The organism is Winogradskyella marina (assembly GCF_015645385.1).
Classification (GTDB): Bacteria; Bacteroidota; Bacteroidia; order Flavobacteriales; family Flavobacteriaceae; genus Winogradskyella; species Winogradskyella marina.
In genome coordinates this window covers 71,018-83,243 of record NZ_JADOET010000005.1, presented here as the reverse complement: position 1 = coordinate 83,243, position 12,226 = coordinate 71,018, and the positions used below count along the sequence as shown (strand labels likewise).

The following is a 12,226-nucleotide window of genomic DNA, read 5'->3' as shown; positions in this document are numbered from 1 at the left end:
AGAAACCTGTCAGGTCTAAAAACAATTAATCAATTTTGCCAGACGCTATTTTAGCTTTCCATTCGTCTTTATCAATCCATTTAAAGTCATTTGGAACTGTAGCGTCTAATAAATCGATGTTTAATTGTTCAGATAGTTCGTAACCTATGAGGAAAGCTTCTTTATAATCATTTTCTTCATACAATTCAAAATGCTTGTTGTTGTCGTACCATAAATTCACTTCAAAGATATAATCACCACCAATTGTTGGTTGGTGAAATACAGAAACGTATTGATAGTTTTTAATAGTTTGCCATGATCCAAATTTTAATGGGCCCACGCTATAAGTTGGTCTAAATCTTGAGTTTTTGATATCGATATGAATACTTTTTCGCAAGGAAAAAGCAATACCAGGCGCAATAAAAATTAAACTAGATTTAAACTGATGTAGAAACGCTATAAACCCTTCTTCATTAAAGCTTAACCTATAGAACGCAAAGATTGTAATTGCTGTCGCGATAGTAAAAAATAATGCAGCAATTGGGATTTGCCAAATAGGTCTAGGGCTTTCTGAAATGATGATATTGGGTTTCATGTGTTTATATTTATTGTTTATTATCGGTCACATGGTATATCCATTTTATCATTTCTTTGGGGATCAAGAGCGCGTTATGGATGTTTCATGTTTCAAAGATAGTGAGACCTGTCAGGTTTCAAAAACCTGACAGGTCTAATTAGTATAATTATCCTTTTTTAATAATGAATTATTGTTATTCGATAATTTTTATATATTTGTTATCGTAAAACGATAATTATGAGCTCAGCAAAAACACTTTATACGATACTAAATGTTATTATTTTCCTTATTCTAGCTAGCATTGGTTTAGGGATTTTTGTTTTAGCAATGATTCTCTTTGGTTTAAAACAAGATTTTATTGGCATAGGTGAAGATGTATTAATTTATAAAACTGAAGCCATGCTTTATCGTTATACTTTTTTAAAGCTTGTGGTTTATGCTGTTTTTGTCGTTGCGCTTTGGAAATTAAGAAAGGCCACAAAATTGTTATTAAAGAATGATTTTTATAATACTAAACTCATAAAAGACATGTTCAATTCTGGAAAACTTATGATTCTTTCTTCAGTAGCTTTATGGGTTATTGATGAGATGAGCAATATGTTTTTTAAACGGCAAGTTTTTGTTGGTTTAAGTGAAAAAACATTGGTCTATTTATTAATAATTGCGATGGGATTGTTTTTAATGCTAATGAGCACAGTGCTTAGAGACACTAAGGCTATAAGAGAAGAAAACGACTTAACTATATAATTATGCAACAAAAATCTACGTTAGTAAATATTTTATTTTGGTTTTGTAATATTTCATTTTACGTTTTAGTAATTTGGATAGTAGCAGCATTGGGTTTTGAAGTTTTTACTGAAGATGGTAAGATTGGAAGTTTTTCTTCTGGTAGCCATCATTCTATAGGTTATCAAATGCCAGTAAAGATTACAATTAACCCTAAACAAGCAATGTATAATAATGAGCTTTTTAAATTAGAAAAAGAAGGTATTAATACTTTGAGGCAAAGTTATTCTAGTGGAACAGGTACTTATGTTAAACCGATAACTTCTGAAGATTCTTTAGATTTTAAATCTATTGTAAGTATTCGTAATAATGATATGACAGATTATTATGAGTTCATTTCAACATCGTTTAAAAGTGATGGCTATGTTACTGTTAAACCTAAAACATTGGGAAATAAGATGGTTATGGTTTTTAGAAGCTATTTAGGTTTTTTTATATTAATAGTAGTATTCTTTTTACTTAAAAACATTTTCAAATACTTAAAAACTAATTTTGAGTTTTCTCAAAAGTTATATAAATCCACAAGGCTAATTGGTTTTTTATTGATCGCTGATGTATTGTTGAGGGTTGTGTCTAATTTTATCCTAGGTAATGACCTACCTTATATTGGGATTGACCCTTTAGATTATAATATGAGATATGTTTCTATTTCCATGAATCCACGGTTAGACTTTAATTTTACGTTATTTTTAATTGGCTTAGCGCTTATTATTCTTAGTACTTTATTAAAGAAAGGAACCCAAATTCAAGAAGAAAACGATTTAACTATATAATTATGACTAAAAACACACTTCTAAATACCGCTATTTTGGTAACGAGGCTATTAAAAATCATATTAGTAATTGCTGCAATAGGTATTACGAGCTTACTTATATATGCTCAAATTGATAAAGATAGGTTTGCAGATGAAGAGATTGTGTTAAAGGCTAATCCAAGTTATCTAGGTGTTTCAACTATAATCTCGGATGTTTGGAAGGAGGATACTAAGGATACCAAATATGATTCAAAACCTTATACTTTTGAAAAACTAAAAAAAGTATCCTTGTATATCAATTATTTTAAAGTCATTAGTGTTGCCGTGTTACTATTTCTAATACTTAGAACATTCGAAAAAATTATGTTGTCTGTAAAAACATTACATACATTTAGTAGTCGTAATGCAAAACTGTTTAGGAAGATTGGAATCTATATTATTGTGGTTACAATTCTGATAAGTTATACGGTACTTCGATTTGAAAGTGGAAGTCAAACTCTTGCACACCTATCATTAACTCCAGTAATTTATATGCTTTTGGCCTTTGTAATGGCAGAGATTTTTAAAGAAGGTGAACATTTGAGAGCAGAAAACGATTTAACCATATAACCATGCCCATAGTAGTCAACCTAGATATTATACTAGCCAAACGAGGCATGAAGAGCAACGAGCTCGCAGAACTTGTTGGTATCACAACCGCAAATCTTTCTATTTTAAAAACAGGAAAAGCTAAAGCAATTCGGTTTTCAACCTTAGAAGCTATTTGTAAGGCTTTGGATTGTCAGCCTGCTGATATATTAGAATACGTAGAGGATTAAAAGGTTTTAAAAATTAGTATCTTGGGTGTCTAAAAAATTGAATAGATGCGAAGCCTAATTTTATTATTGTCATTTTTATGTTTAGTGAATTGCAAAGACGACAAAACTTCCGACACGGAATCAACAACTAGTGGGAGTACGAGTTATACCATTTCGTTTAAAAATGCAGTACATCATGAAGCTGAGATCACGGCCACTTTCAAAGGTTTAAAATCCGGTGAAACTGAATTTAGAATGTCGAGAAGTTCACCAGGACGTTATGCTATCCACGAATTTGCTAAGAATGTTTATAAGGTAAAAGTTACAGATGGGAAGGGTAATGTTTTAGAAACGACACGCCCCAATCCGTATTCTTGGATTGTGAATAATCACGATGGCACTATCATAGTCAATTACACCTTATATGCCAATCATGGAGATGGCACCTACGCACAAGTTGATGAAACGCACGCGCATCTTAATATGCCAGCAACCTTTATGTATGCTCCGAGTTTGGAGAATGACACCTTCAATATTGAGTTAAAACCTCGCGAAGACCTAAACTGGGAAATTGCAACGCAGTTAAAGTTCGTAGAAGGTAACAGCTATTCCGCTGAAAACTTACAGTATTTTATGGATAGTCCAACGGAAATTAGCGACCATATGGTACGTTCGTTTGAGGTGGATGGCCAAAAGATAAATTTTGCATTACACCACAATGGAACCGCAGCGGAATTTGATGATTATTTTGAAAAGGTTAAAAAAACAATCTTACAACAAAAAGCAGTTTTTGGCGAATTACCAACTTTCGATTACGGAGAATACACATTTTTAGGTTGTTATATTCCTAATGCTACAGGAGATGGTATGGAACACCGAAACTCTACCATTGTCACCAGCACACGAAGTTTAGCTGATGGAGCCGATCGTAATATTGGTACTGTTAGTCATGAGTTTTTTCATTGCTGGAATGTAGAACGTATACGACCACAAAGTTTAGAGCCTTTTAATTTTGAAGAAGCTAATATGAGCGGTGAGCTTTGGTTTGCTGAAGGATTTACCAGTTATTATGATGACTTAACCTTAACCAGAGCAGGAATTATAGCACAAGAAGATTATATAAATGGACTTACAGGAACATTTAATTACGTATGGAATTCACCAGGACGACAGTTTTTTAATCCTATTGAGATGAGCTACCAAGCTCCGTTTGTAGATGCGGCACGTTCTGTAGATGATATCAATCGTAGCAATACTTTTATTTCCTATTATTCGTATGGCAGTATGCTAGGTTTGGCTTTAGATTTATCGCTTAGAGCCGAAAACTTGAATCTAGATGATTATATGACATTGGTTTGGAATACTTACGGCAAGACGGAAACCTATTATACCATTGCTGATTTACAGCAAACCTTAAAGGATTATGCTGGTGCTGAATTTGGTGATGCTTTTTTTAACAATTATATCTATAAAAGCGGTATGCCAGATTTTGAAAGCTTGTTTAAAACGGTTGGTGTTCAGTTAGAACAGAACACAGCACAGCCTGCTTTTGGATTACGTTTGAACAATCAAGTGATAACCAATAATACATTGGTTGGTTCTGGAGCTTATACCGCAGGTCTTGAAAAAGGAGATAAATTACTTAAAATTGATGGTATTGAACTTAATGAAACTTCAGACTTGAATAAAATTTTAGGTACTGTAAAACCCAATCAAACCGTTGATGTGGTTTATGAACGCTTTGGAAAACAACGCACTGTAAAACTCACTTTAGATGTCGATATGTCTTATGCTATTTCAAGTTTAGATGAATTATCTGAAGTAGAGAAAGCAAATCGTGATGCTTGGTTGGGAAACAAGTAGAGTTTTGAAGAGCTTAGGTGTCTTAAGGTTTCTAATAGCCTAAGGGTTCTTGTTTTGTATGACGAACACGAAGTATTCTAATTTCAGATTTAGTTATTTGGTAAGCTATCCGGTAATTATAAATTTCAAAAGCTCTAAAGGTGCCATCGTTATTTTTGCGATACTTGTCTAAAGGATGAATTTCAGGATTGTATTTTAAATTATCTGTTGCAGAAAAGATTGTGTTTCTTACGTTTTCAGCAGATTGTAAGGAGTCTTTTTTTATATAATCGAAAGCTTCTTTTAATTGCAATAATGCTAATTTCCGCCAAACAATTTTTACCATTGATCAGCTATTTTCTTAGCCTCGTTTTGGGTATGAAATTCCCCTTTTTCGATATCTTCAATTGCTTTATCAATCTCTTTATTATAGTCTTCTAGAGTAATTCTTCCAGAACTTTGTATTCCTTTTTTTAGGACGTATTCTAATTTATCTAAAAGTGTTTCATTGACTTCAGATAGCTGTTGTATAAACTTGTATTTTCTTGCTTCTAAATCCATCTTTTTAATTCTCGTATGTTATAAAGATACAATTTCTCGTTCACATTTTTTGTTTTTGGAATTTTTGTTATCTGAGAGGTTGTAATTTCTAACGACGTCGATTAGCCAATAAAGGAGGAGGTTCTCCATTAAAAGGATTAAAACGACTTATAGTTTTTGCTTCCATACCAGCAGCACTCATTACAGCTCTATCACCATAACGTTCGCGCATTTTGTCCATAGCATTAGTGAGGTTGAGGTGCATTTCGTTGTCTTCAAATAAATTAACTTGATGACCACCTTCTACCAAATGGCTAAATTTTACACCAATCAGTCGTACTAAAAGCCGACGATGGTATAGTTTTTTGAACAAATCCAAGACCACAGGAATAATAGTATGGTCCATGGCACTATAAGGAATCCGTTGTTGTTGTGTATAGGTTTGAAAATCCGAATAGCGAATCTTAAACGTTACACAGGCTGTTAATTTATGACCACGGCGCAGTTGGTATGCCAAATTTTCGGCCATGGCAACTACCATCCCTTTCAGTTTTGTGACGTCTGTAGTGTCTTGATTAAAAGTGCGTTCCGTAGAGATGGATTTCCGCTCGTGGTATTGCACTACTGGCGAATGGTCTATACCATTGGCTTTTTTCCAAATTACAAGTCCGTTTCTGCCCAATACTTTATGCATTAATTCCATTGGCATATCTTGTATGGTCTGAATACGTTTTACACCCAAATCGCACAACGCTTTATAAGTGACATTACCAACCATCGGAATTTTTCTAACCGAAAGTGGTGCTAAAAATGGTTTTTCGGTACCAGATAGAATGCGTATTTCATTATTAGGTTTGGCTTCACCTGTGGCAATTTTAGATACCGTTTTATTAAGCGATAAGCCAAAGGAAATCGGCAAACCAGTTTCTCTAATAATTTTCTGACGTAATTCTGAAGCTAATTTATGGCAACCAAAAAACTTATCCATTCCGGTAAGGTCTATGTAAAATTCATCGATTGATGTTTTTTCGTAAAGTGGCACACTTTCTTTAATCACATCAGTAACGGCATTAGAAAATTTGGTGTAAATACCAGAGTTTCCTCTAAGCACAATAGCTTCAGGACACAATTGTTTTGCCATACGCATGGGCATGGCAGAATGAATACCAAAAGTTCGGGCTTCATAGCTGCAAGAGGCCACAACACCTCTGTCGCTTGTGCCACCAATAAGTATAGGTTTACCGTTAAGGCTACTATCCATGTGCCTTTCGCAAGACACAAAAAAGGTGTCTAAATCCATATGTACGATGCTTCGGTTGTTGTTCATTTTTAGTTTGGGTTTTCTTGTGAGGTGAAAAACACCCCTAAAGTCCCCTCAAGGGGACAGTCTCACTGTTGCAAATAAAAAAATCTAAAAGATTTTTTTATTAATTGTCCCCTTGAGGGGACTTTAGGGGTGTTATAATCTAACACTAATTAATTCCTGATTTGGACAATTCGCGACGTACGGACAAGTCGCGACTTGTCCCTACTGAGCAATGGCTCGCTTCAAATCATCAAAACTTCTTTTCCTTTGAAACGTAGGATTCAAAGAGTTTACTGAATAACGTGGGTCTTCAATAATGGCTAAGCGTTCCATTTTTGAAACTTCAATCGTGACACAATCAAATTCTACCATCACTTTTCCTATAATACTATAAATGCCTTTCCCTCTAAAAGGATATTTGGCAGCAATAGGCGGAAAGTGAACGGTATCTAAAAAATCGCCATCGCGATCCAGAAAGGTTCCAAAATGCATTATTTTTCCATTGGCTGTTTTGGTGTTTTTTATGGTTATTAAATAGCCTTCAATGATAATCAGCTTATTTTCAAGTTTTGTTAAATGTTTGGCTCGTAACTTACTAATCGAAGGTTTTTCTAACAAAAAGAAAGGATTGCAAAGTGAAAAACCGAGTAATTCAATAGAATCGAAAGCATTTTCTAGGTCGGTACTTGGCAATTCTGGTGTGTTATAGTTAATCCTTTGAGTTTTAAATAGCGTAATTACGTCGTCTTGGATTACGGTTTTACTAATTTTTAAATGCGCTTCCCAGAGCAATTCACGTTTATTGATTTTTGTAAACCGAAAAGCATTTATTTTTATTAAAATAGACATCTGCTCAATAGAAATGTGTACACGCTCAATAAAATCATCTAAGGACTGAAAGGTCCCATTTTTTTCACGTTCATTAAGTATACGATTGATGGTTTTGGATTCTAGAGATTGCAAAAACATAAAGCCTAAATAAATGGTTGTTCCTCTTATAATGGCTTGCGTAAACGAACGATTAATACATGGTGCTTCAATGGTTGCATTGTGCATTCTGGCTTCGTGTACATAAAGTTCTGTACTATAAAATCCGCCAAAATTATTGATGGTCGCTGTCATGTATTCTAACGGATAATAGGCTTTTAAAAATAAACTTTGGTAGCTTTCTACAGCATAAGATGCGGAATGCCCTTTTGCAAATGCGTAACCTGCAAAACTTTCTATTTGTCGCCAAACATCTGCCACTAAAGCTTCAGGTTTGCCATCGTTTATACAATTATCGAAGAATTTTTGTTTCACTTTTAAAAACTCATGTCGTGAGCGGAATTTCCCAGACATGCCTCGACGCAGCATATCAGATTCGCCCAAATCTAAACCACCAAAAAGGTGCGCTACTTTTATCACATCTTCTTGGTACACCATAATACCATAAGTTTCTGGCATAATTTTTTGCAACACAGGATGCGCTTCTTTTCGTTTTTCGGGATAACGATAACGCAGAATATATTCGCGCATCATACCACTTTTTGCAACACCTGGTCTAATGATAGAACTTGCCGCCACCAAGCCCAAATAATTATCTACTTGCAACTTTTTTAAGAGCATACGCATGGCTGGTGATTCTACATAGAAACAACCAATAGCTTTAGCGTTTCTGAGTAAATCTTTTATGCGCTCGTCTTTTTTAAAGCCTTTAATATCATGAATATCAATAGGTGGTTGTTCGGTGTAATTAGCATCAATAATTTCTACAGCTTCCTTTATTTTTCCTAAACCACGCTGACTTAAAATATCGAATTTATACAAACCAATATCTTCGGCAACCACCATATCAAATTGTGTGGTGGCAAAGCCTTTTGGCGGCATAAATGTGGCGCAGTAGTAATGAATGGGTTTCTCGGAAATGAGAATTCCACCAGCATGAATGCCTAAATAATTAGGAAACCCTTGAATGTAGGTTGCATATTTAATAACGAGTTGCGAGAGCTTATCAAGTTGATTAACGTTATATTTTCTTCGGGTTAGCTTGTCCATTTCGGTTTTTGGTAAGCCAAAGACTTTTCCTAATTCGCGAACAGAAGCCTTAAATTTAAACGTGTTATAAACCGCAATAAGCGCTGTGTGTTTAAAGGTTTTGAAAATATAATTCGTGATATCATCTCTATCGCGCCAAGAAAAATCGAGGTCAAAATCGGGTGGATTCTGGCGAAATAAATTAATGAAACGCTCAAAATATAAGTCGAGCTCAATGGGATCTACATCTGTAATTCGCAATAAATAGGCAATAATACTGTTGGCACCACTACCACGACCAACGTAGTAATAGTCTTTGCTGCGTGCGTATTCTAAGATTTTCCAATTGATAAGAAAATAAGACACAAAGTTTTGTTGTTTTATAATGTTGAGTTCTTTTTCAATGCGGTCGTACACTTTTTGTTCTACGTCAGTGCCATAACGATAGGGAATACCATCGTAAGTCAATCTTTTCAAAAGTTGATAATCTGAAGTTTCATTTTTAGTGAGACACTTTTGGTTTTTAGGTGTTACGTTTTCAAAATTAAAATCGGTTTTACAGCTTTGTAAAAGTTGTTCGGTATTACTAATCAGTTTTGGGAATTCGGCATAGGTGTCGCAGAGTTCATTGTAAGGTAACATCATGTCGTTTTCACTGCCTTCTTCAGATTTTGGAAGTTTACTCAATAGCGTATTATTATCAATAGCACGTAATAAACGATGGGTATTGAATCCTTTTTTATTTTGAAAGGATACCGTTTTTAAAACCACGAGCTTATGTTTGAATTGATTCCATTTTGAAAATTTAAGTCGATTAAGATTTTGAGGTGTGATGCCTAAAAATTCATTTGGTTTTAGTTCAAAATCTTTTCCAGATTGATAAGGATATATCACGAAGCTATCTGGTATAGCTTCATCTGGTCGTTCAGGAATCTGTAAATCTGAATTATGAAGAAATTTTGAGAGGTAGTTATTAATATGATGAAAACCATTATTGTTTTTAGCAATAAGAATAAATTGTTGTTTTGCTCTATTTCTAAAATCGACACCAAGGACGGATTTTATTTTATATTTTTTAGATAAACGCATTACATCTAAGCATGCAGATGTGCTATTAATATCGGTTAATGCAAGCGTTTGTACGCCATTTTCTGATGCAATAGCGAGTAGTTGTTCTGGTTTTATGGTTCCATAACGAAGACTAAAATAGGTGTGACAATTTAAATACATAAAAAAAACGTTGTTTTTTTGATAATAGACCGCTTTGCTTTTAGAGTTAACCTGCCTGCCGGCAGACAGGGAACAAAGACTAAATTTTAACTAACTGATAAAGAGATGTCAATAGGTTGATAAAAATATTTACGCTCTATCCTTGATTATTTCTATTAGCAGATTGTAAAATTAGCTACTATGTGTAGTTTTTATTGCTTACATTTGTAGTAATTAATGTTAAAACTATAATTTAATGAAGCCAATTCAGGCCAACATAAAACATTTACGCGCGCTTAGAAAGCTGTCTCAAGAGCGTTTTGCAGACGAACTTAATTGGACACGCTCTGTTGTGGGTTCTTATGAAGAAGGCCGTTCTGAGCCTCCAATAGACCGTTTAATAGACCTGTCTAATTTCTTTGATATTCCTATTGATATTTTAGTTAAGAATGACTTGCGTAAGGCAAAAGACACCTCGTTTATAGAAGTAGGAAATAAGCGTGTGCTATTTCCGGTAACGGTTAGCGAAAACAATGAAGATTTAATAGAAATTATACCAGCAAAGGCCTCTGCAGGTTATTTGTCTGGTTATGATGACCCAGAATACATAGAGCAACTTCAAAAAATAAAATTGCCCTTTTTACCTACTGGAACACACAGAGCATTTCCTATTAAAGGCGATTCTATGTTACCTGTAAAGGATGGAGCTTTTATAGTGGCAAAATTTTTGGAAGATATTGCAGATATTAAAAATGGACGCACGTATATTATATTAACTAAGGATGATGGTTTGGTTTATAAGCGCGTTTATGTTCCAGAGGGAGATACTACAAGTTTATTATTAAGTTCAGATAATAAAAGCTACCAACCCTATTTGGTTGCTCGCGAGACTATTTTAGAGGTTTGGGAATTCACTTGCTGTATCAACACCCAAGAATACGATGAAAAGGAATTAAAATTGAGTAGTATTATGACGATGTTTCAAGAACTGAAAGTTGAATTAGAAACTATAAAACGGTTATAAATGGATCCAAATTTAAAATGGGGAATTATTGGTTGTGGTGATGTTACCGAAGTTAAAAGTGGTCCAGCGTATAGTTTAGTTGATGGTTTTGAGCTTGTCGCAGTGATGCGTAGACGCTTAGAATTGGCTAAAGATTATGCACAACGACATCATGTAAAAACGTATTATGACGATGCAGATGCGCTTATTAATGATAAGGATGTTGAGGCCGTTTACATCGCAACTCCGCCTGATAGTCATCATTATTATGCTTTAAAAGTAGCTAAAGCTGGAAAAATTTGCTGTATAGAAAAACCAATGGCTCCTAGTTATACAGAATGTAAAGCTATTTACACTGCTTTCGCAAAACGAGATATACCTTTATTTGTGGCTTATTATCGTCGGTCTTTACCTAGATTTGATAAAGTAAAATCACTGTTAGATCACAATGCTATAGGTGCTGTAAGATATATTAATTGGAATTTATCGCGTACACCTAGTCCCATAGATTTATCGGATGATTATAATTGGAGAACCGATGCTAAAATTGCACCAGCAGGTTATTTTGATGACTTGGCAAGTCATGGGCTAGATTTATTTGTTTACTTATTAGGAGGTATTAAAGAGGCTAGTGGTGTGTGTTTAAATCAACAAGAATTGTATACTGCTAAAGATGCTATTTCTGGTTCGTGGTTGCATGATTCAGGTGTTATAGGTTCTGCTATTTGGAATTTTGGTGCATATAAAAGAGAAGACAGCGTTAGAATCGTTGGTAGTGAAGGTGAAGTATGTTTTTCTATTTTTAGTGATCACCCTATTCAATTAATTACTGATAAAAATAGCGAGACATTTATAATAGATAATCCTAATCCAATACAATTATATCATGTTGAAAATATGCAAAAGCATATTAATGGGATTTCGCAACATCCATCAACTGGAAAAAGTGGACTGCATACGGCTTGGGTAATGGATAAAATTTTAGGTAAGTTGTAAAACAAAAAAAAGCGCGAAATAAGTTATTTCGCGCTTTTTTATTTTATAATAATAGGTGTTAATCCGCTAAAATAATTAGCTTATTATCTTTCATTTCTAATGTTCCAGAATTGATAGCTAACCAAACACCTTTATCGGATTTTGTAAATTTAGCTTCAACCTCTTTTTCTAATTGAACGTTACTACTCTCAACTTTCACATGGCCTTCTTTAAGGATAGAGACAATAGGAGCGTGGTTATTCAACATTTGAAATTCACCATTTATTCCAGGAACCGTTACTGAAGTAACTTCTCCGTTAAATAATGTGGCTTCTGGTGATACAATTTCTAAATACATAGTAAAACTTGTTTTACTACCCTGAATTTAGTTCAGGGTCTTTTTGTTTTTATTTGAGGTTCAAATTAAGAGCTACTGAAATAA

The 12,226-nt window shown here is 34.2% G+C and carries 13 protein-coding genes; 7 read left to right on the top strand and 6 right to left on the bottom strand.

The window, feature by feature from the left end:
* Positions 1 to 25: 25 nt before the first annotated feature.
* On the bottom strand, positions 26 to 574 hold the full coding sequence (locus ITJ86_RS07660; protein WP_195871050.1) for a hypothetical protein: 549 nt from the start codon (positions 572 to 574) through the stop codon (positions 26 to 28).
* Between the two features lie 219 nt (positions 575 to 793).
* Here ITJ86_RS07660 and ITJ86_RS07655 point away from each other — a divergent pair, with 219 nt between their 5' ends.
* Genes ITJ86_RS07655 through ITJ86_RS07635 form a run of 5 tightly spaced genes read left to right on the top strand, consistent with a single transcriptional unit; the run spans position 794 to position 4,756 of the window.
* Positions 794 to 1,303, top strand: coding sequence for a DUF2975 domain-containing protein (locus ITJ86_RS07655; protein ID WP_195871049.1), 510 nt, complete (start codon positions 794 to 796; stop codon positions 1,301 to 1,303).
* A gap of 2 nt (positions 1,304 to 1,305) precedes the next feature.
* Complete coding sequence (locus tag ITJ86_RS07650; RefSeq protein ID WP_195871048.1) at positions 1,306 to 2,115, top strand: DUF2975 domain-containing protein; 810 nt, start codon at positions 1,306 to 1,308, stop codon at positions 2,113 to 2,115.
* Positions 2,116 to 2,117: 2 nt separating this feature from the next.
* Entirely contained in the window at positions 2,118 to 2,705 is a 588-nt protein-coding gene (locus tag ITJ86_RS07645; protein ID WP_195871047.1) for a DUF2975 domain-containing protein, read from the top strand.
* 2 nt (positions 2,706 to 2,707) lie between these two features.
* Positions 2,708 to 2,914, top strand: coding sequence for a helix-turn-helix domain-containing protein (locus ITJ86_RS07640; protein ID WP_195871046.1), 207 nt, complete (start codon positions 2,708 to 2,710; stop codon positions 2,912 to 2,914).
* Positions 2,915 to 2,959: 45 nt separating this feature from the next.
* Positions 2,960 to 4,756, top strand: coding sequence for a M61 family metallopeptidase (locus ITJ86_RS07635; RefSeq protein WP_195871045.1), 1,797 nt, complete (start codon positions 2,960 to 2,962; stop codon positions 4,754 to 4,756).
* Positions 4,757 to 4,787: 31 nt separating this feature from the next.
* Here the strand turns inward: ITJ86_RS07635 and ITJ86_RS07630 are convergent, their stop codons facing one another.
* The 4 genes from ITJ86_RS07630 to ITJ86_RS07615 all read right to left on the bottom strand — a co-directional run bounded on the left by ITJ86_RS07630 (position 4,788) and on the right by ITJ86_RS07615 (position 9,827).
* Entirely contained in the window at positions 4,788 to 5,081 is a 294-nt protein-coding gene (locus tag ITJ86_RS07630) for a type II toxin-antitoxin system RelE/ParE family toxin (RefSeq protein ID WP_195871044.1), read from the bottom strand.
* The gene (locus tag ITJ86_RS07625; protein ID WP_195871043.1) at positions 5,075 to 5,296 is read right to left on the bottom strand and encodes a hypothetical protein; all 222 of its coding nucleotides are present in this window, start codon (positions 5,294 to 5,296) and stop codon (positions 5,075 to 5,077) included. Before ITJ86_RS07625 ends, ITJ86_RS07630 begins: the two co-directional genes overlap by 7 nt.
* 88 nt (positions 5,297 to 5,384) lie before the next feature.
* Entirely contained in the window at positions 5,385 to 6,602 is a 1,218-nt protein-coding gene (gene dinB, locus ITJ86_RS07620; RefSeq protein ID WP_195871042.1) for a DNA polymerase IV, read from the bottom strand.
* 201 nt (positions 6,603 to 6,803) lie between these two features.
* Positions 6,804 to 9,827, bottom strand: a complete 3,024-nt coding sequence (locus tag ITJ86_RS07615) for a DNA polymerase III subunit alpha (protein WP_195871041.1) — start codon at positions 9,825 to 9,827, stop codon at positions 6,804 to 6,806.
* A 235-nt stretch (positions 9,828 to 10,062) separates the two neighbouring features.
* On the opposite strand from ITJ86_RS07615, the gene ITJ86_RS07610 reads away from it, so the two are divergent.
* Together ITJ86_RS07610 and ITJ86_RS07605 are read left to right on the top strand one after the other, a co-directional pair.
* A complete protein-coding gene (locus ITJ86_RS07610; protein ID WP_195871040.1) occupies positions 10,063 to 10,830 on the top strand; it encodes an XRE family transcriptional regulator in 768 nt (255 codons plus the stop codon).
* A complete protein-coding gene (locus ITJ86_RS07605) occupies positions 10,831 to 11,805 on the top strand; it encodes a Gfo/Idh/MocA family protein (protein WP_195871039.1) in 975 nt (324 codons plus the stop codon).
* Between the two features lie 58 nt (positions 11,806 to 11,863).
* On the opposite strand, the gene ITJ86_RS07600 is transcribed toward ITJ86_RS07605, so the two are convergent.
* Positions 11,864 to 12,142, bottom strand: a complete 279-nt coding sequence (locus tag ITJ86_RS07600) for a F0F1 ATP synthase subunit epsilon (RefSeq protein WP_195871038.1) — start codon at positions 12,140 to 12,142, stop codon at positions 11,864 to 11,866.
* Between the last annotated feature and the right edge of the window lie 84 nt (positions 12,143 to 12,226).